General features: G+C 57.4%; 16 protein-coding genes. 6 read left to right on the top strand and 10 right to left on the bottom strand.

Going from position 1 to position 20,091, the window contains the following annotated elements:
• Positions 1–116 precede the first annotated feature (116 nt).
• The 6 genes from KUD11_RS14400 to KUD11_RS14375 form a co-directional block, all read right to left on the bottom strand.
• Positions 117–1,058, bottom strand: a complete 942-nt coding sequence (locus tag KUD11_RS14400; RefSeq protein WP_219930185.1) for a DUF2493 domain-containing protein — start codon at positions 1,056–1,058, stop codon at positions 117–119.
• A gap of 289 nt (positions 1,059–1,347) precedes the next feature.
• On the bottom strand, positions 1,348–2,430 hold the full coding sequence (locus KUD11_RS14395; RefSeq protein ID WP_109384058.1) for a DUF7146 domain-containing protein: 1,083 nt from the start codon (positions 2,428–2,430) through the stop codon (positions 1,348–1,350).
• Between the two features lie 61 nt (positions 2,431–2,491).
• Positions 2,492–2,971 (bottom strand): DUF6915 family protein, encoded by a 480-nt coding sequence (locus tag KUD11_RS14390; RefSeq protein WP_224380267.1) that lies wholly within the window; start codon positions 2,969–2,971, stop codon positions 2,492–2,494.
• 11 nt (positions 2,972–2,982) lie between these two features.
• Positions 2,983–3,459 (bottom strand): DUF6878 family protein, encoded by a 477-nt coding sequence (locus KUD11_RS14385; protein ID WP_109384059.1) that lies wholly within the window; start codon positions 3,457–3,459, stop codon positions 2,983–2,985.
• Positions 3,460–3,534: 75 nt separating this feature from the next.
• The gene (locus tag KUD11_RS14380; RefSeq protein ID WP_109384060.1) at positions 3,535–5,607 is read right to left on the bottom strand and encodes a ParB/RepB/Spo0J family partition protein; all 2,073 of its coding nucleotides are present in this window, start codon (positions 5,605–5,607) and stop codon (positions 3,535–3,537) included.
• A 123-nt stretch (positions 5,608–5,730) separates the two neighbouring features.
• On the bottom strand, positions 5,731–6,924 hold the full coding sequence (locus tag KUD11_RS14375; protein ID WP_109384061.1) for a DUF932 domain-containing protein: 1,194 nt from the start codon (positions 6,922–6,924) through the stop codon (positions 5,731–5,733).
• Positions 6,925–7,103: 179 nt separating this feature from the next.
• On the opposite strand from KUD11_RS14375, the gene KUD11_RS14370 reads away from it, so the two are divergent.
• Both KUD11_RS14370 and KUD11_RS14365 read left to right on the top strand, forming a co-directional pair.
• On the top strand, positions 7,104–7,790 hold the full coding sequence (locus KUD11_RS14370; RefSeq protein WP_219930166.1) for a DUF6088 family protein: 687 nt from the start codon (positions 7,104–7,106) through the stop codon (positions 7,788–7,790).
• Entirely contained in the window at positions 7,787–8,830 is a 1,044-nt protein-coding gene (locus tag KUD11_RS14365) for a nucleotidyl transferase AbiEii/AbiGii toxin family protein (protein WP_109384062.1), read from the top strand. Before KUD11_RS14370 ends, KUD11_RS14365 begins: the two co-directional genes overlap by 4 nt.
• Positions 8,831–9,101: 271 nt before the next feature.
• Here KUD11_RS14365 and KUD11_RS14360 read toward each other — a convergent pair whose 3' ends face one another.
• Positions 9,102–11,021 (bottom strand): UvrD-helicase domain-containing protein, encoded by a 1,920-nt coding sequence (locus KUD11_RS14360; protein WP_109384063.1) that lies wholly within the window; start codon positions 11,019–11,021, stop codon positions 9,102–9,104.
• Positions 11,021–13,312: an AAA family ATPase gene (locus tag KUD11_RS14355; RefSeq protein WP_109384064.1), complete on the bottom strand. Its 2,292-nt coding sequence runs from the start codon at positions 13,310–13,312 to the stop codon at positions 11,021–11,023. The genes KUD11_RS14360 and KUD11_RS14355 overlap by 1 nt, the downstream gene beginning before the upstream one ends.
• Positions 13,313–13,503: 191 nt before the next feature.
• On the opposite strand from KUD11_RS14355, the gene KUD11_RS14350 reads away from it, so the two are divergent.
• Positions 13,504–14,034: a hypothetical protein gene (locus KUD11_RS14350; protein WP_109384065.1), complete on the top strand. Its 531-nt coding sequence runs from the start codon at positions 13,504–13,506 to the stop codon at positions 14,032–14,034.
• A gap of 9 nt (positions 14,035–14,043) precedes the next feature.
• A complete protein-coding gene (locus KUD11_RS14345) occupies positions 14,044–15,600 on the top strand; it encodes a hypothetical protein (RefSeq protein WP_109384066.1) in 1,557 nt (518 codons plus the stop codon).
• Between the two features lie 159 nt (positions 15,601–15,759).
• Here KUD11_RS14345 and KUD11_RS14340 read toward each other — a convergent pair whose 3' ends face one another.
• Positions 15,760–16,512 carry a TIGR02391 family protein gene (locus tag KUD11_RS14340; protein WP_109384067.1) on the bottom strand — a complete coding sequence of 251 codons (753 nt, stop codon included), beginning with the start codon at positions 16,510–16,512 and terminating at the stop codon, positions 15,760–15,762.
• A gap of 211 nt (positions 16,513–16,723) precedes the next feature.
• On the opposite strand from KUD11_RS14340, the gene KUD11_RS14335 reads away from it, so the two are divergent.
• The gene (locus tag KUD11_RS14335; RefSeq protein WP_109384068.1) at positions 16,724–17,023 is read left to right on the top strand and encodes a hypothetical protein; all 300 of its coding nucleotides are present in this window, start codon (positions 16,724–16,726) and stop codon (positions 17,021–17,023) included.
• A gap of 763 nt (positions 17,024–17,786) precedes the next feature.
• On the opposite strand, the gene KUD11_RS14330 is transcribed toward KUD11_RS14335, so the two are convergent.
• Positions 17,787–18,947: a site-specific integrase gene (locus KUD11_RS14330; protein WP_109384069.1), complete on the bottom strand. Its 1,161-nt coding sequence runs from the start codon at positions 18,945–18,947 to the stop codon at positions 17,787–17,789.
• Between the two features lie 168 nt (positions 18,948–19,115).
• On the opposite strand from KUD11_RS14330, the gene dusA reads away from it, so the two are divergent.
• Positions 19,116–20,084 carry a tRNA dihydrouridine(20/20a) synthase DusA gene (gene dusA, locus KUD11_RS14325; RefSeq protein ID WP_397545226.1) on the top strand — a complete coding sequence of 323 codons (969 nt, stop codon included), beginning with the start codon at positions 19,116–19,118 and terminating at the stop codon, positions 20,082–20,084.
• Positions 20,085–20,091: the final 7 nt, after the last annotated feature.

Here is a 20,091-nt window from a genome sequence, read left to right as displayed (position 1 = left end):
AACAGACATTGAGAGAAGTTCTGTGGAAGGCCACTGTGCAGACCCCGTTGAAACCCTGACTCAGCGTCCGCATCTCGAGTCCTTCCTATATTGAAATTGCTCGGCAAATGCAGCGCTCACGCGCTGCACCCTTTGCGGAAATCGCAGGCCTTGATGCCGAGCTTGCGGGCCTTATCTGCGAAATTGTCCTGAATGCCGGTGCCGGGGAAGATGATGACGCCGATGGGCAGGACGTCGAGGATCTGATCGTTGCGCTTGAAGGGGGCGGCTTTGGCGTGGCGCGTCCAGTCGGGTTTGAAGGCAACTTGCACAACTTTGCGGGTCTCGGCCCATTTGGCGGCGATCAGTTCGGCACCGCGCGGCGATCCGCCATGCAGCAGCACCATGTCGGTGTGCTTGGCGTGAACCTTGTCGAGGGTGTCCCAGATCAATCGGTGATCGTTGAACTCGAGGCCGCCGGTGAAGGCAATTTTGGTTCCCGCTGGCAGATAGACTTCAGTATCGGCGCGGGTCTTCGCTGCAAGGAAGTCCCGACTGTCGATCATGGCCGCAGTGAGATTGCGGTGATTGACCCGTGACCCGGAGCGGGTCGACCAAGGCGAGCCCGTCAAGCGCAGATAGTGATCGGCGGCATGGTCTCGGAAGACCTCCATGCAATCACGTCGGTCGAGCAGGGATTGTCCGGTTGCAATCAGATGTTCGAGCTGAACTGATTTGACCTCGGATCCGTCCTGTTCGCGCTGGCGGCGTTTTTGCGCCTGCTCGTTGTCGTCCAGTTTGCGTTCGATCCGATCGGTCGCGCGGTGGAACATGTTGACCGCCGACCAGAGCATCTCGTCGAGATCGGCATCGAGGCTGGTGTCGGCCATCGTGGCGACGAGGGCGTCGAAGATGTCGCTGACGGCACCTGCGATCAGGCGATCCTCGGGTACGTCGCGGGGGTCGGGGTCGTTTTCGGAATGGCGGTAGCCAAAGAGTTCCAGATCGCTGCAGATGGCGTGGGTGGCGGACGCGTCGTGGTGCGGCTCGGCATCGCTTTGGTGGGGATCGGCATACATGGTGTGCTCCTTCGTCGGTTTGACCGCGACCGCCGCGGCCTTCATGGCGCCGAAAGAGGGCAGGCGGGACGGACCTGCACCCGGAAGGGCCGCAGCGCAGCGGAGGAGGGCGGAGGCCGGTTCTTTTGTCTCGCGATGCAAAGCGCCCGTTTGGGCGCGGTGGAAAAGAACCGGGCGCAGGCATTGCGGGGCTGTCCCGTTTGCCGTCCGGTCGCCCTCCCAATAAGGCCGGGGTCGCGCGTCTCTTCGAGCCAGGGGCACATCCCTTGCCGGTCACAGGCAGGGTGCACTAGCCGGGCGCGGTCTCATGCGCGTTCAAAGCTGCAGCATCCATGAAGCGGGCGACGTCTTCCGGTGCGATCTGGACTCGGAGCGCGTCTCGGAGGGCATCAGCGCCAAGCAGGCGGAGATCATCGTTGAAATCGCCCAGTTGCGGCGACAGGGTGATCGCCTCGATGCCCGCATCCCTAGCACGTTGCATCAGACGGGCCGATGCGCCGTCACCGGCTGGATCGTTGTCACGGGCGATATAGAGGCGTCTGAGGGATGGCGGGAACCGGATGGCGGCAAGATGGCCTGCGGACAGCGCTGCGGCCATAGGTAGATTGGGCAGGGTCATTCTCAGCGATAGCATGGTCTCGATGCCTTCGCCTGCCGCCATTACATCGCGTGCGGTGCCAAAACGGACAGCGTGGCCAAGCAGGTTGCCCATCGCACGGCGGGGCGTGTCGATTGGGGCCTTGCCCAAGTTCGTTTCCGAAAAGCCGATCGGATCAAGCCAAGTGCGATGCGCGCCGGTGATCGTCCCATCAAGATCGGTGACCGACGCAATGAGGGCAGGCCAGGCTTCGGTCTCCGAATGCCGATCTGGCCGGTAGTAGCAGCGTGGATGAAATCGCAGGCTCGCTGTTTTGGACAACGCCGCCAGCCCACGATTGCGCAGATAGGCTTCGGCCAGCGTCCCTGTAATCCCTTGCGACATGGCAAATAGCCGTCTGGCTGCTTTTGGCGATCCGGTCGGTGCGGGGTCAGATCGGGAGGCGGTGTCGCCTGAGCGCTCTGGTAGCGGCAGGCTGAGAAACCGCCGGGCCTCTTGTGCTATATCGGCAAAATCGACGAAACCGCAGGTCTCGCGAATTATGTCGAGCAGATCGCCATGCTCTCCGGTGGCCGCATCGGTCCATTTTCCGATTGCACCTTTCCCCGAAATTGGCCCTTTTAAGCGCACGAACAGGGAGCGTCCGGGCGTGTTGCGGGCATCGCCAACCATCCAGTAGCTGCCTTCGCGATGCCCGTTCGATAGGTAGTGCCGACAAACAGCTTCAGCATCGCTGGCGAGCGCTTCGGTCAGATCGGCAATGGACCCTGACATGAGGATGCCTCCAATAAAAAAAGGGCCCGCCTTGCAGCGGACCCAGTGGGGAGTGAAGTCGTCATTCCGCAGCGGTGCACTGCCTGTCCTGCCTCGTGTCGTCAGGATCACCCGAACCATCTTGCCGTTCCATGGCCGTTTTGCCGTCGTTTCTACGCTCGGCCGCGATGGGGATTGCCACCGGCACGTCAGGAACGGGTTCGACGGTTCTGTGGAGCGGTTGCGCGCGGCCCATCCACGGTTCGGGGCGGATGCAGCGCACCCAATCCGCGAAGCTCGGGATGAAACCCAGATCCTCGATGACATGCTGCTCGCCGATCAAGCGGACCGGAACCTTGCGACCCGTCGAGACGGTGATTGTCGTACCAAAGAAGCGCTCGGCCATGAAGATGCCCTCAGCGTGGTGCCTAAGCGCCCGGTGCCGAAAGTCCGCTGTGATGAGCTTGCTTTCGTCGAACCAGCTGTGCAGGGCCAAATAGTCGTCCGCCACGCCGCCAAAGCGCCGTGCGGAGGAGAGGGCGTGATGCCAGGGATTTGCCATATCAGCCGCCCTCAGAACGCGTGTTCGAAAGACTCGACGTCCTCGAATCGCTGGTTGTAGTCGAGTGTGATCGACTGGTCCGCGACGTCGAATACGAAGGTGCCGTATGCACCCTCATTGTTTTCCCAGCCGCCATGGGTCTGGGCGAGGCAGTCATAGGCGAAATGCTCAATGGCGTCGCGGATGGACATTGTGCGTTCCGTCGGATCGGTGTCTCGCCAGCCAATGATGCTGAGGGACACGGTTGCCTCTGGCAAAGGCACGTCCGTCTCGTCCGCTTTCGCATCGATGCTTTCGAGCTGCCCGCTGTCGCCATACCCGTCGAAGGTTACATCAACGCTGGTGATGCTGGCGGCGGACAGCACGCTGAAGAGGGCGGTCTTGTTCGCCGGTCTGATGGCTGCCTGGGCCTCTTCATGCGCGCGGCGTTCGACCTCCCAGGCGGCGACGTCGAAGGATGGGGCAGGTGTTGTGTTTGGTTCTGTCATCGGAATTCTCCTGTGCTGAAAGAGGAAGGACCCGGCGCGAGGCCGGGTCCGGGTGCGTTTGGAAGGAAGCCTGCGCTACTCGGCGGCGACGGTTCCAACCGTTTCGATCGGTGCTTCATCTTCCGCGTCGGGCGCATTCGCAGCGTCCAGGTTGCCGTCTGGGGCAAACTCGCCTGCGTCGGTTGCCTCGGCTTCGATGACCGAAGTTTCCTGCCCTTGCGTGCGGAGCGGTTCCGGCAACCAACCGGAGCCCTCGAGCAATTCTTCGGCAGTCGTGACCATTTCGGGCTTCTTCAGCCCAGCGATCCGGTCAGCGGCATCGTCACCTTTGGCCTCCCGCACCGCTTCGAGAATCTGCGCCTTGGTCACGCGCGACAGGTAGACCTCCGCCGTCGGTGTCCAGCCCTCTGCGGCCATGTTTAGCCTCAGCGCAGTGGCCAGAATGTCGGCATGGGCAAGTGCGCCGGGACGACGGTTATAGGCCTCATGCACCGCGTTGAGCGTCAACGACACGCAATGGGCGAAGAGGGCCTGACGGCTGTCGCTGTCGAAGTCGATCAGCACGTCCCAGAGGTCTTCCGGTGCCTTGGGCAGGTGCTTGGCCCAGTTCTCGGACCGCGTTTCGATGGCTTGGGCCGACGCCGTGTCGGCCAGACCGGAGGCCTGAGCCGAGAAGGCGGCGCTGCGGGGATCGATCTCGATGCAGCTGTTCAGCCCATAGCGGTAGAACAGCTTGAGCGTCAGCACATGCAGGGCTGCGACGAAGGCGATATGTGTATCGCCCGCAAGTGCGTCGCGCAGGGCCAGCGTCCGATGTGCCGTCAGTTCCGTGACGAGGCGGTCAGAGAGCGGTTTGATGCCGTCGTCTTCGTCCTCCTCGTCATGTGGTGCTCCGGCGTCAGGATCAATGTCGGTGTCATCGACATCCGCATCGGCTGTATCCGCGTCTGGTTGATCTTCAGAGGGCAACGCAGGTTCGTCTTCCGGACGCACATAGCCGCGTTCGACGCGCAGCCGCCCCGAACTGTCGATACTGACGAAGGCCCCGGCGATTGCCAGTTCGTACTCCTCGAAGCGGACGGGACGATCCTGCAACGTCTCCATCGCCGTTTCGATCTCGCCCAGCCGTGCATCGACCTCCTCTGGCAAGTCGTCGGCATCGGCATGATCTGCCTCAAGCTGGTCGAACTCCGCCTTAAGCGCATCGTAGGTCGCCGCTTCCTCTTCATTCATCGGCTCGGATTCGCCTGGGATGCGCCGCATGCCGTATGTATGGCCATAGGGAAAGTCGGTATCCACCTCGACCCAGTGCCAGCCTTCGGCCTGAATCGTCTCGGCATCTTCACGCAGTTTCTCGGTGACCATCAGGTCGAGGAGTCCGGCATCCTGCAGCCAACCACCATCATCGGTCTGGAACAGGTCGCGCAGGATCGCGCCACCTGCGTCCACATAGGCGTCCAGCCCGACATATTGGGCGCGACGGTCGGAGGCGCGCACCGCGCCTTCTGTGAGCATGCGGCGGATTTCATAGGGCTGCTTGGAGTAATGCCGCCGCAGCGCCTCCCAGACCTGCTCCTGCCGTTCGTGATCGGGATTGACTGTAAACGCCATGAGCTGGTCGAGGGTCATTTCCTCTTCCGCATAGGCATCGAGCAGGGACGGAGCGACGGCGGCGAGCTTGAGCCGCTGTTTGACGATGCTGGCGGAGACGAAGAAGGCCGCCGCGATCTCTTCCTCGCTCTTGCCCTTCTCGCGCATCGCCTGAAAGGCGCGAAACTGATCCAGCGGATGGAGCGGCGCGCGCTGGATGTTTTCGGCCAGGCTGTCTTCCTCGGCGAGACCATCCGTGCGGATGATACAGGGCACGGGGGCTGTGCAATTGAGGCGCTTTTGCTTGACGAGGAGTTCCAGCGCCCGGTAGCGGCGCCCGCCTGCGGGGATTTCGAACATGCCGGTCTCGGCACCGCTCTCGTCCAACACGGGCCGGACCGTCAGGCTCGCCAGAAGGGTACGCCGGGCGATATCCTCGGCCAGCTCCTCAATCGACACACCCGCCTTGATGTGCCGGACGTTGGACTGGCTGAGCAGGAGCTTGTTGAAGGGGATATCGCGCGAAGCGCTGAGGGTGATTTTCTGTTGCTTGGTCATCGGAGTTCTCCGCGACGGGCCGGTCGGGAACCTCTCTCGACCTTTCAAACCCGTCACGAAAAACCCGGCCCACCTCTTCCTCTGGGGAAGACGCGGACCGGGGCGATTTGGGTGCGACGAGTTTCAGGCGGCACTTTCCAAAAGTGTCTTGGCGCGGGTTTCCATCTCCAGCCGCGCGTCTTGCTGGGGTTTGTTGCGCGCGACCGCCGTGATGCCCTGTACGAAATCGAAGACGCTTTCGGGCGGGCGGCCTTCTTCGGTCAGCACGGTGTCGATGATAGTGGTCGCGGCAGCCTTGGAGAACCCGCGCTTGCGCAGAAAGTCCGACCGGTCCTCGTCGTTGCGCGCGACGATCTTCTCCCGCGCGGCGCGGATGCCGTCGATGAAGGGCGCGGGCGATGAGTTGGCGAAATTCTTGAGGGCCGGGGCCGCCTCATGTGCAAAGCGGGACGCGGCATATTTCGAATGGCGGATCTTGATCTCCTGGAAATCCTCGACGCCCCAGAGGTTGCGGTTCTGGCAGACGGCACGGAGGTAGAAGCTGGCGATGCCCAGCGTTTTGGCACCGACCTCTGAATTCCAGCAATAGAAGCCGCGGAAATAGAGGTCGGGCGAACCATCGGGCAGGATCCCCGCCTCGATTGGGTTAAGGTCATCGACGAGGAACAGGAACACATCACGATCCGATGCATAGAGCGTTGTTGTTTCCTTGGTCACGTCCACACGCGGATTGTAGATGCCGGTCGACCAGTCGAGGACGCCTGGCACCTTCCAGCGTGTATCACCGGTGCCATTGCCCGCGATGCGCTGCACGGCGGAGACCAGTTCGTGGTCGTAGATGCGGCCATAGTCCGGACCGGTGACGGCACGCAGTTCCGTGCGCCCGTTCGCGAACTCCATGGTCTTGATCTGCTCTGCCCGGTGGTTGGTCAGCCCGTATTGCAGGTTGATGCCTGCCAGCGGTGCGGGTAGCTGGCGCAAGTAGGCGGCAGGCGCGCCGACAATGCTGGACAGCTGCCCAAAACTCCAATGCGTCGGCGCGATGGGCTCGTCGGTCCCGGGTAGGACCAGCCCCAGTTTCTCGGGGTCATCGCGATGCGCCTCGACCCGGATCGCGGCACTCTCCACAGTGCGTGTTCGGCTCTGCTCAGCGCGGGTTTTCACCGACGCAAAGAGGTCGTCGAGTGACAGGTATCGCTCATCATCGGGGCGCGAGAACCACTCCGATGACACGCGATCCACGTTTTCACCGCGTGACACATCAATCTTGTAACCGCCGCTGGCGTCACGCCCGGCATCGATAATTTGGGTATTCATGAGAAAACCTCCGCGACGGGCGGTCAGGAGCCTCTCTCTCGACCTCCAAACCCGTCACGGGAACAGCCTCCGCTCTCCCACTCCGATGGTTTTCCGGATCAAACGCTTCTTAATGGGGCTCTGTTGCTTGGGCGGTCGTCCGATGTTTGTATACATATTTCGGACAAATCACTTCCACCATGTCCGAAATCATGCTACATATTTCGGACATGAACCATGCATCAACAGATCTAAAGAGCGATATCTTGACACGGATCGCGAATGGCACGCCGCGCGGCGTGTGGACGCCGAGGGATTTTCTGGATCTTGGCGAACGTGATGCCGTGGACAAGGTGCTGCAGCGATTGACGCGGGCAGGGGCTCTGCGCCGGGTGGATCGTGGCCTCTACGATCAACCGTCGACCAACCGCCTGACCCAGAAAGACAGCCCGGCAGATCCCCGCGAAGTGATTGATGCCATCGCACGCCGAGATCAGATACGCGTCCTTGTCGATGGGATGACGGCAGCCAACGATCTGGGGCTCACCAATGCTGTTCCGGCCAAGATCCTGGTGCATACGGATGCCCGGTTGAAATCGATTTCGCTCGGCCAGCTCGACATCGTGTTCAAACCAACAGCTGCCAGCAAGCTCTATTGGGCTGGCCGGCCGGCCATGCGCATTGTGCAAGCTCTGCATTGGTTGCGGGATACGATGGGGCAAGTCGACGAGGATCAAGTGCTGATCCGCCGTCTCACGGCTCTTCTCAATGATCCTGCGAACGGCAAGCGCCTTCGCGACGATCTCGAGGACGGGCTGACGACATTGCCGAGTTGGATGCAGAGTCTATTGCGCCCGATACTGGCAGAGCAAGCAGGTGCTGCGTGAACCCCGCGTTTGACAAGATTATTTCTGCGGATGATGAGACGCGCCTTGGTCTTTTCACGACAACAGCACAGCGCTTGGGCACTACACCGCAGAATGTCGAAAAGGACTTCTGGGTTTGTTGGACCCTCGACGCGCTGTTCAATGGATTGCCGGACGGGCCAAGGCTTCTGTTCAAGGGCGGGACGTCCTTGTCAAAGGGCTTTGGGCTGATCCGGCGCTTTTCGGAGGATATCGACGTCACGGTTTTCCGGGACGATCTGGGAGAAGCTGCAACGATTGAAGAGCTTGAGGCTTTGAGTGGTAAGAAACGCGCCAAGGCGTTGGATGCCATCAAGGCGGCCTGTGAAGCCTATATCCAAGGCGAGTTCCTTGACGGGCTGAACAAGATTGTTTCGGACGATGCCGGACGAAACGGCCTCGACATCGCCCGGTTCTTTGTCGAGCCAGATCCAGAAGACAGCCAGGCGTTGTATCTGCGGTATCCGACCGCGACACCGGTTGATGCCTACATTGCCAAAGCCGTGAAAATCGAGTCCGGTGCAAAATCGGCGCTTGATCCCAATTCTGTGCGCAGCATCAGCCCCTATCTCCAAGACGATGTGCCGGATATCGATCTGACTGTCGGTAACGTCACTATCGTCGATGCCGAGCGAACTTTTTGGGACAAGATTGTCATTCTGCACGGCCTGCGCCGCTGGTTCGACATACGCGGAGAACTCAAAGGAAGCGGTCAGCGCGTGTCGCGACATTATTACGATGCCTATCAGCTTCTCGGATCGGACCTTGGTGAGAGGGCTTTGGCGGATCGAGCGCTTGGTGCCGACTGTGTCGCCCACGCGCGCATGTTTTTTAACCGTCCGGCTTTCGATCTCGCCACCGCAGCTGCGCCGACTTTTTCGATTACTCCGGTTGGAAAAATGGTCGATGACCTGCGCCGCGACTACCGCGCGATGTCGGGCATGATCTTCGGGGAAGCGCCGGCTTTTGAGGCAGTGATCGAGCGGATTGCTGGTTTAGAGGAGAGGCTGAATTTAGGGTGACAGTCGTTAGCGTGTTGCCCTCGAGAACAGGTAATCGGGCGGAAAGTGTGCATTCGCTGCTCTACAGCGAAAATTTGCGGAGATCGAGAAAGCGGACGTTCGACCCCACGAACCAGGGTTGGTCATTTTTCTAGAAAGTTCTTCAGGGAGGCTGACATTCGCAGCGGCAAGCGCAAATGGCCGGTTTGCAGTCGATCGCGAGCCCAGGGTACTTTCGCGGGGTGCTGCATGGATCGTCAAATCATCGATCAAAATTCTGCGAAACCCGTGGTCAAAGTCGTTCGATCTCATGAGCTTCGAACCAGCCGTTACGAAGTGCAGAAGCTGCAAGAGTATCGGGATCTTCGGAATAGGCGACCAGCGCCAAGCTTTTCTTAGCTCGTGTGCAGGTGACGTAGAGCAGGCGGCGCGTGCGCGTAATGCCGCCTTCGGTGCCTTCGGCAAGATGCTTGCGGTCAGTATCCGACAGCGGCTTGGCTTCGAATAGCTTATCGTAAGAAAATAGGAAGCCTCGCGCGTCGCTGTCGTCAAGAATTACCAGCACACGATCGAACTCAAGCCCTTTTACGCCCTGATGGGTTCCGAACGGACCACGATCACTGACATATTCGGCGAAAGGGACCGTTTGGTTGTACGGAGTCTCAAGAAATGCCCGCCAAGCCTCTAGGCTTTCAGGAGACGTCTCCGCAACTGCTTGCTCCTCGTTCGACTCTGCTTCTTCATTTGTCTTTTCAGGCTCCGCAATTTCAGCCTTCGGCTCATCAGCTACAAACGGCTGCAAGGCAGCAGGAATCTCGAACAGCCCGTGTTGCGCCACGCATTGGAGAACGGTGAGAAAGGTTGCATCTGGGCTTTCAGTGTCGAGGCCCAGCACCGCGTCCACACCTGCACGTATTGTCTGCAACGGATCGCCGGTTATTGACCTCTCAGCAATTGCTGATCGCTTAAGAAGGGGAGAAGTCGCACGTAGGTGAGCCATGACCGCGAAAGCATTGTTCGCCTGTGCAGCCGCGACTAGTGGAGCGACGCGTTCAGTAAAAAGCCTTAGGCCCGCCAGTTCACCTGTCCGAACCCCGGTAGATAGGCGCGAGTCCCGGTTAAGCGCCTGGAACATCTCTAGGAACCCGTACCTTGAAGCCGCCATATGGTGTTCAAGCGTGAGCGCCTTAACTCCAGCTTGATCCCGCCAATTAGGATCGTTGCAAAATTCAGCCATTCGATCCTGAACCTGCCGCTCAAACGCTGGCTTGTCGGACGAGTTGCTGGAGGCAACAAACAAGCGAACGATGCCGACATCGCTATCGTCTCGGGCCACCTGGCGTTGGCGATCAATTGGGGCGCGAAGTACATTGCCAAGCTCGATCACGCGTTGAGGCGATCGGTGATTCATTCTCTTCACGGGACGCGCCCAATCTTCCGGAACGAGGCGCTCCAGTTCTGGATGGCCGTCAAGAAAGATCCGCTGCATCATATCCCCGAACAAGCCCACCGCAAACTTGTTCTTGTTCGCCGCAGCAAGTGCGAAGAAGGCCTCGAGTAGGCCCTTGTTAGTGTCCTGACTCTCGTCGACGAGCAAAAAAGGATACTTGTTGACGAGGACTGCCTGCATTGATCGTTTGGTTTCGATGAAGGCCGCCGTGATCTTGAGCACCTCGGAATGGGACAGCGAGTCCTGGCCGAAAATGTCTCCGTTTGGATTGTAAACAAACCGCCGAGGAGTACTAAGCCACTCGAGACGCCTCACGACCGAGGCGATTGCGCGTTCGCGGTCCAGCGCCGCCTTCGTACCAGCGCGCCCCTTTGCTTGCTTCTCGTGCAGTTCGGCTAGGTCGTCAGGGAGTGTCGCGAGCAGCCATGCTTGGATATCGCTATGGTAGGTTCCAATATGCTTCCAGCAAAAGCTGTGAATCGTTGAAATCGGAAACAAGGAATCCTCACCAACGCGTTCCGCGATCTCGTCGGCGGCCGCATTTGTATAGGTGATTACCGCAATCTTCTTGCCGCTACGCCTGAAGGCTTCGCCATGTTCTTCGCGGAAAGTATCCAGCGCGTTCTTAAGGGAGCGGGTCTTTCCCGAGCCCGCGCCTGCATACAGGAAGAAGCTCCGTGGATTGAGGGGGTTCAAGCAGTCTCGTATCTGGGCGTCGGCGCCATCATCGAAGTCCGACGGCGCAGTCTCAACGTCCGTCATCAGCTTTCCCCTGTCTTGAGTTCGCTTCTTGCAATATCTTTGCTGACGGCCCGTTCGAACCATTCGAGCCCAGCCGCGATATAGCTCGGAGGCATCAAGATCTTGGGATCTTCAAGCATCAGACAATCGAGTGCGAATGCCGCTTTTTCCGCAGTCTTCAATAGCTCGAAGAGCCCGTCTTCGAGATCATCTCCAGAAAGACCTTGTGCAACGATCGTGCGGATCTTGCCCGATGTCACAGAGCCTTGAATTTTTTCGACAACATCGAGGTTCTCTAAGACTAGAGCGTCTTCGAATGTTCGAGGAATGGCGATGGCGTCGTCCTTACTGCTGGAAGCGATCTTCACCGGCTTCTGATAGGCAACATAGAGCTCGTAATCCTCATCCCCGTCCGATACATGCCCTTCGGGCGGAAGGGACACCAAATCGTCGATCAGCTTTTTCTTGGGATGCCATTCCTTGAGAACAGAGTTGGCTGTCTGTTGCCCTTTTCCTTTTTCGGGGCGCGCCGATTTCCAGCGGGTCGTTTCATTTTCGTTCTTGTCGATAATTTTGACCGCCGCAGTCGCATCGAGATCACCGATAATCAGGGTTGCGATCCCAAGTGCATCGATCAGATCACGGAAACTGTGCACATGGCTGCCACCGAGTTCGAGCAATGAGACATAGCGACGTGAAAGCTCCGGAAAGTGATGACGAATGAAGTGTGGTACTAGGATTCGCTCGGCCTGGCCTTCCACGAAGATGACCCCGTCCGCAAAGAACAGGTCACAATGCGTCGCCTTGAGATAACGCTTCACAAATCTCTTGGTTTCGTCGCCGTCACCAAAAATATGTGAGAGATTCGCGACCGTTGTGGTGGGAGTTTCCCCTTTACTCACGGCTGGTCGGCGCCGAAAATATCGCAAGCTTGCGAAGTCGGCCTCATGCGCAACATGGCTGGAATGGGTGCTGACGACTAGCTGAGTGGCGTAGCTGTCTGCGGCTCCAAGATCGGGATGCTTTCTGAGCAGGTTGTAAGCCTTGTTGATGAAGACCTGCTGCACCTGCGCATGTAAATGGGCTTCCGGCTCCTCGACAAGCACCAAGTGGAGAGGCTGAATCTCGTGTGAGACATCCACTCCTTCGAGGAGCCCCGCCTTTTCGACGCGCATCCATTCGTCACGAAAACCCATCAGCATGAACACCATTGCGATCAGGTTCTGATAACCGAGGCCTGAATAGTCTTCGGGTAGCTTGAGGGTCTTGGTGCCGTCCCCAGAGGGATCGGCTACTTGATACTGTACCGAGGATCCATGTTTCAGCCCATCCGTCGCCCGAAGAAGTGTTGAGATTTTGAGTTTCGGATTGCTCATCCCCGGATATCCAAGGTCTTCCAGTTCTTCAAAGGCAGTTGCGAATCCGGCCTCAAGTCGCGCGTCAAAGCTGCGTTCGGCAGCTTGGATCGCCCCGAGCGCCTCGTAGTCCTTGTCAGATGGAGTTTTGGACGGGTCGAGATGGCGATCATAATAGGAGCGCAGCTGGTCGGATAGACGGCGCTTGAAACGGCGGTTTGTCATCTCGCCCTTTTCTTCTCCACCGTCGTTGCCGCCGGCATCGGCGAAGTCACGCTGTGCCGCGATCTCGTCGATCTTAATGAGATTTTTGAAAGGCGGCTGTTCGAATGCAAGAGCACTGGCGGGTAAGGTTTGAGGTATCGCCAGACCATTCTTGCCTGGTGGCGTGGCCGCAGTCGGATCAAGCGGGTAGGCCGAAAGTTCGACATGCGCTCGCAGTCGCCGTTCGAGGAAGTCGGTGAGGCTGCGAGGCCACACCGCTATCTTGGTCACTTTTCCCTTCGGGTCGGTAGTTGACGCATCTCGTGCTGCATTGCGCTGCGCGAGATACTCTGCCTTTAGCTTTTCCAGGTCTTTGGCATGGTAATTTAGTCGTACGCCCAGCGATCCGCCGGACCAATCCAGCGTCGGCAATATATGTACGACGTGCTGAATCTCGCAGAGTGGCACGTCGAGCCAGACGTCCATCGAGGGAAGGAGCGCATCAAAATCGACCGTGGATACAGCATCCGTCTCCCACTCCTCACCCAAGAGGTCGATCTTGGTCCAGTTGGCGATCGTCACGTCGCGCAGCCCAAGGCGGTTCGGCGAGAGGAGAAAGATGCGCAGAGCGACCATCGCAGAAGTCTTGCCGCTATTGTTAGCGCCGACCAAAATTGATGTCCTTTGGTCGAAATCCAGATGTGTATTTTTCAGCTTCCGAAAGTTCGAGATCTCGATAAATTTGATCCGCATGATACTGCCTCCTTTTGTCAGCGTAGCACTCACAGGTTGAGTTATCGACATTACTATGCGCCAACCGGCCGCTTATATGCGGAGGATTAATGGGCGGCTTTGGGCTACCAAGCAGCACTACTTTCGATTGAAAAGCTCTCGGCTTCCCCCTAGGCTCGTCGGAGCGAAAAAAGAACATCTGAGGTGGTGCTATGGGTTATGCAATTGAGCTTACCGAAGATGAGTCAGAAATCCTCAGCGGCATTGAATTCGATCAACCAGCGCTGGATCATGAGCAATACAAGCGTCAAGGGCTATTGGTCCTGAGGTTGTTGAAGTCGCTTGTTGAACGAAGCGCTATACCCGAAGCCCGTTTGCGCTATTGGTCGGACCCAGAGTACCAGATCGGGCGCTCAAAGGCATCGCACAAAGGACTGTTTGAGAGGAACGGACGGCAGGGCGACGAAATCTACACACATCCACATTTTCTTAAATATCTTCGGTACTTTCTCTACGGGGCAAATCTTCCTGAAGGTGCAATCTCCGAATTCGAGAGGGTGATTGGAAACCCGGAATGGGTGTCGTCAGGCGATATCACCGATATTACCAAGGGAACTCGGGACATCGTCCGAAGACATGGATTGAAGGATCAAGACGAAGAGTTTTTTCGGCTCGCACTTGATGTTGGCCTAGACGTCTGGTTCGCCAAGTCGGTCCGGGATTCCGTTAAGCAAGTTCGCTGACCTCTGCCAATGCGTGACTATTACCGGAACAAGCTGAACAAGCATTTATCGTGCGCAGGTGATGAAGAGTTTATCCAACTCTTGTGGGCCACTCATATTCTGCAGACAGAGAACCCTGGCCCTGCGCGAAAGTTTTTTCTTCCGGAAACCATTCCTAACGGCGCAATGAGCGCAAAGATGCCAAGCGAGCATTCGATACATAAGTGGGAGATCGAGACGCTGGCAAACGAGCTGATGACAGTTCCAAAGGCCAAGCCGAAGAAGAATGGCCCGACAAGGACATTGCGCTGGGACCACTTTGGCGCTGCGAGGGATTGCGTGAACTGGCTACGTAAGTTGGAAAACGTCGAATATCGCGTCCAGAAGAAGCGTGAGGACATATTCGTCGAAATGGGGCGTATAGCTGCGCGTCAGTTTGACTGGCAGCGTGGGTTTGTGAACATTCCACAGTTTTTCCGCAACGCCTTTGTTTACGGTCAAGGGCCATGTGCTGCGCAATTCGAGAAAGCACACGGAATCACGCTGAACCGCTTTTCGCAAATCGGATTCATGCTCTTCGTATCTCTGACCAACTTCCCGATCGTGCGAAACGACAAGTCATGGATGAAGATGGCAGTCGATTGGGAGGAGGTCGAAAGGGTCTTGGCTCTGATAGCAATGCCGTTTCCGAAGGCTGCGGCTCTGGCAAGAGACAGGCGACGCAAAACAATCCACACGGCAGACAAACCTAGCATTCTTCGGCAAGCTCCTTGCTTGCGCTTCGGCGAAAACGGCGAACGTATTCGCGCGCCTTTGCCGGAACTCATTCTTGAGCGGGTCACATCTGGAGTCTTCTATGATGTGGTGGGCGGCGGCGGGCCGATCCGAGACGACTACGGAAGAAGGTTCGAGGACTACTGTGCACGGTACCTTGCTGAAACGTTGCCCGGTTTCGAATGGGAAAGAGAATTCAGCTACCGGAAGAAACCGAACAACCTTGATACCCCAGATATGCTTTGCAAGCAGAGTGACCGGATTTCTGTCGCATTCGAGTGCAAAGCAACGCGAATGTCACAAGAAGCAATGTTTGGATTAAATCCGATTGAGGCGAGAGGCTATCAGGACATAACAAAGGCAATATTCCAACTGTGGCGGTTCTTTTCCCACTGCCGCCGGGGCTACACAGGCAAAATTGCCAATGACGACGCAGTTGGAGTTGTGCTCACCTTGGACAACTGGCTTGTGCTGGCCGACACCCTGAGAAAACAGGTCTTGGTAGATGCGGAAAAAATGGCGGCTGAAAAGGACGCCGGTATTTCTGAAACCGATAGGAAACCAATCGTCTTTGTAGCAGTGCCGGAACTTGAGCGTATGCTCTCGAAGTCAACGGAAGTGACCTTTTTGCAGGCATTGAAATCGTCCAACACGGAAAAGTATCGGGGATGGCGATTGGATGGGGTACACGACGATCTGGTTGCGGGGACAGCGCATCCAAATCGAGACTATCCGTTTGCCGATGAGCTTGGAAAGCTCCTGCCGTGGTGGGATGAGCTTGGCGAAGAGCGAAGCGATCGCGGCGGTCGCTAAACTTGAAAGAACCCCAGGTCCCTAACTTTATTGCTCAGAATACTCTCACAAGTAGGGCGCGTGCTTACAGCAATTCTCTGGTTCGAAGGGTTGCAGCTTGGCGTGGCCAAAACAAATTGATTTGCAGCTAGGGGCCGATTTCCTCAGATGTCTCGTGAACTATTTGCCGTCCACCGTCCGGCGTGCATCAACAATACGCAAAAGATGGCTAGCGAGCAAAACAATCTCAATCGCTTCTTGAGCATCGTCCATAGATACATTTCGGTGAGAGTGCGGGTTCTTGTAAGACCCGATGGCCCCCGCAAATAGGTGCATCAATGCTTCAGCCTCGGCGTCCTGTTGCGTATGGTCACGTAGTGGCCCATCCTTGAGATTGAAGGCGCGGCGTATCATTGGGACACCATGATCTCCTTCAGGAAAACCTGCGGCACTACGAACCCCAATTTCGACCGCCCGCATCGCTTTAAAGACGGCTTCAGCATAGTCGCCCCGAACAAACGCGATCCAGACGTTTGTGGCGATCTCAGGGTGAAGTAGATCGCGTTGCAACCGACGTGCTGTTACATATTGATCGAAGTCTGTCTCCGCTTGGAAGGATTTTGCACGCCTGCTGAGAAGCTTCCAACTCTCGTTTCCGGGTTCCGGCACAAGAAAGCCCTGAGATTGTAGCCATGCCAGAGCTTCTGAAACAGCCAGGCTAACTCGCTCTATATATTCTCTTGGATAACTAGGAGTCCGGTCATTGTGCCCGGCCGAATTCTTTGTCTCCAACATCAAGTTGTGAATGCTGAAGGTGCGATCGCCGCGTTCACATCTCTCGCGAAGGAAGAAAAGCAATTTACCCGCCAACTCTTCAGGTTCAAACGCAAGTACAACCTCTGGATCCGGAAAGTTCGTGGGCAGTTCATGCACAATAAGGTCCCATCACTGAATCTATGTCGATGTTTGTGCATGTATCAAACAGCTGGCCGCCTTCCAAGTTATACGAGTGGCCGTTCTGGCGAATGCGGGCTGCGGAGCCAGCGCCTTTAGCGGTCGGTTTGCCGCTGATCTGGGTCGTCTCGAATGTAGCTAAACCATAGCGGTTCTTGCGATTTCGATGATTTGCACCCATCTCCGGTGCATGGAACTGATTTACCCAATAAACTTCGTTGGCCACGATGAGTGGATGGACAGTGGATACGAACCCAAATTGGCGCATGGCGACGTCATCACTCGCGACGGTGAAGTTCTCGGATGTTGGCGGGTTGTCGGCTACAATCACAACGATGATTATTCGAGTGGGAGATTTGAGTTTGTCTTGAACGGCGAAAATGATGTGAAGTTCGCGGAGGATTTTGCGATGCTCGATGTCCGGAACAGCCGCGGGTTTGCATTGTCAAACCTGACCAGAACCATCCGCGAATGGCACGAAAATGAATAGAAACGAGAATTTGACCAGATTTGCTTGCCTTGGTTGGGGGTCGTTGATTTGGGAACCTGGCGATCTGCCCATTGCGCATGAATGGCGGGAAGACGGGCCAAAGTTACCGCTTGAATTCGCCCGGAAATCAAATGATGGCCGCATGACTCTTGTCGTGTGTAAGCAGGGTACTGTGTGTCCAACACTTTGGAACACTCTTACGTCTACTTCGTTAGAGGAAGCGCGCGAGGCACTTGCTAAGCGTGAAGGCCTCCCAACACAGAAGAATGCAGCATTTTGGACTAGTTCTGGCGCTTCTGATCACCTTGGTACGGAGCTAGTTGAGGCTTGGGCGAATGAATTTGGTTTCGCGGGCGTCGTATGGACTGGTCTTCCGCCAAAATCACCAGTCACCGATCAGAATAACGATCATCCTTCAATTGAGGATGTCATCTCGCACCTAGGCGGACTTGGGGGAAATTCAGCAAGTCGGGCCGAAGAGTACGTTCGTAGAGCACCAAACCAGATTGCAACCGCATACAGAACTCGCATTGTCGAAGAGTTTGGTTGGAATGACTGACCCATCCGAGATTTGCAGGCCAAGGTCAGCTTTGCAGAAGCTGCAATGCGGCATCGGTCGTAAAGACCAATGTCCGGAATGGGCCGTTCATGCCGAACGGTGGCCATCAACGGTGCAGTTTTTCGAGATAGTGGCGTGTAAGCATGCCCAAGCGCAAAGGGGCGCTTCTCAATTTGGGTTTTGCGCCGAACGACGTCACGTCGACTAAACGCCTCTGTCCGAGCGACGTTTCCGTGGAAACTGTCCATTTCGAACCAACTTGAGCGTGTTGTCACGCTTCGTGACTTCAGCCAGCCAAGTCCAATCAGCGTACTTGTCGCCAGTTTGACGTAGGTGCGTATAGCGCTTTAGTGACGTCCAAGACCGATGGCCTGAATTGGCGGCAACGTACGGAATATTGAGGCCGAGCTCGAACAGCCGTGAAACTCCGTCATGCCGCAGATCGTGAAAGTGCAGCCCCTCTATTTCCAGAAGTTTGCAGGCGCGCGTGAACGCTGCGCTGATGGCATCCGTTGAGTAAGGGAATATCTCGTCTTCTATCAATGGCATGGCTTCGATGATCGCCAGAGCCTGTTCCTGCAGATCACACCAGACATCGTTGCCGATCTTTTCGCCGGGGTTCTTCATGTCCCGGACCAATACGCGTTTGCCTTCCACGTCGAGATCTTTCCAGCGAATGCGGACGATTTCTTCCTGCCGTCGAGTGGAAAAGATGGCAAAGGCGATGATCCGGTGCATGGGGATTGACGTGGGGCGACGTCGCGAGCGGTCGAGGAAGTGTTGCATCAGTTGGTCTAGCTCATCGAGCGTGGGACGCCGATCTCGTTCGCGGCTCTTGCCAGTGATACCCAGTTTGTCCGCCACTTTCCGGGCGTCCTCCATAGCCTGCGCGTTTAGTGGAAAGCCCCATGCGGGTCTGGCGATGGAGAACACCGCGCCGAGATGCGAGAGGTAGTTGGAGACTGTTTGAGGCTGAACGCCACTATTGAGCTTTTCTTGCGCAAATTCGACGATGTCAGCGCTGGTTATCGCGTCACAGTGTTTGTCCGCGATATCAAACGTCTTGATGCTTTTCAGAACCTGAGTTTTGGTCCGACCGATCTGTTTGTTACTTTCTTGGACATACTTGTCGATGGCATCGGCCAAGGTCGGTGCCTTCTTGCTTTTCGGTTGAGATTTGAGCGCATCAAGGGCACCGGGTCGCGCAAGACTTTCTTCGCGGTTTTCGATCCACGCCGCAGCGGTTGATCTGCGCTCGAATGTCTGACTTTCGCGAAGTAAGACTTTACCTTGCCGCATCACTGAGATTTGAGCGAGCCAAGCTATGGTGCCATTCTTGCGACGACGCTTTATGATGGTTCCCATGATTTACAACATGGCCTTTCATTTTACAACACGTGTTGTAAATGTAGCAGGTAATGGGCTTAAATGGCAAGATATCGAGCATAGACGAACTTGGAAACTCGGAGCTAAGTATTGGAAAAGGCGGTAAAATCGCAGATTGGCGTAAGTAGCAGATTATCCGTGGCTCCGATGATGGACTGGACCGACCGCCATTGCCGGTATCTTCATCGGCAGCTGAGCCAGAATGCTCTTCTTTACACCGAAATGGTCACCTCACCTGCGTTGGTGCGGGGTGGGGCCCTGCATCTGCTGGACTTCGCGCCCGTGGAGCAGCCTCTAGCCCTTCAGCTTGGCGGTTCAGACCCTGCCGAGCTGGCGGCGGCGGCGCGGTTGGGGGCGGCGGCGGGTTATTCGGAGATCAATCTCAACGTGGGCTGCCCGTCGGATCGGGTGCAATCGGGCACATTCGGTGCCGTGCTCATGCGCAGCCCGCGCCTTGTGGCGGAATGCTGTGCTGCGATGATCGCGGCGGTGGATATCCCCGTGACCGTGAAATGCCGGATTGGCGTGGATGACCAGATCCCCGAAGAGGTGCTGCCCGAGTTTCTGGCCCGCGTGGCGGGGGCAGGGGTCACCCGCTTTGCCATTCACGCGCGCATGGCGTGGCTTCAGGGGCTGAGCCCCAAGGAAAACCGCGATATTCCGCCGCTGAACTATGCGCTGGTGCAGCAGATGCGCGGGCTCTTCCCGCATATGCATCTCTCGGTGAATGGGGGGGTGGAGACGCTGGACGAGGTGGAGGCCTTTCTGGACGCGGGCCTTGACGGTGTGATGATCGGGCGCGCGGCCTATCACCGGCCCGTGGATATTCTGGGCGCTGCCGACCGCCGGATTTTTGGTGCAAGCACCCCCGACCGCACGGGCGAGGACGCGGCGCGCGCGATGCTGCCCTATATCGAGGCGCATCTGAGCGCGGGTGGGCGGCTGGGCCAAGTAACGCGCCATATGCTGGGCCTGTTTGCCGGGCGGCCCGGTGCGCGCGGCTGGCGGCGCACCCTGTCGGAGGGTGCTCATCTGCCCGGCGCTGAGCCGGAGCTTGTCGAGGCCGCGCTGCGGTCCGTAATGCGCGAGGGGGCGGACGCGGATTTGGCGTTGTGATGAGGGG

Origin of the sequence: Roseovarius carneus, assembly GCF_020141465.1 — a bacterium.
GTDB lineage: Bacteria > Pseudomonadota > Alphaproteobacteria > Rhodobacterales > Rhodobacteraceae > Roseovarius > Roseovarius carneus.
This window is presented reverse-complemented; position numbering and strand designations above follow the sequence as displayed.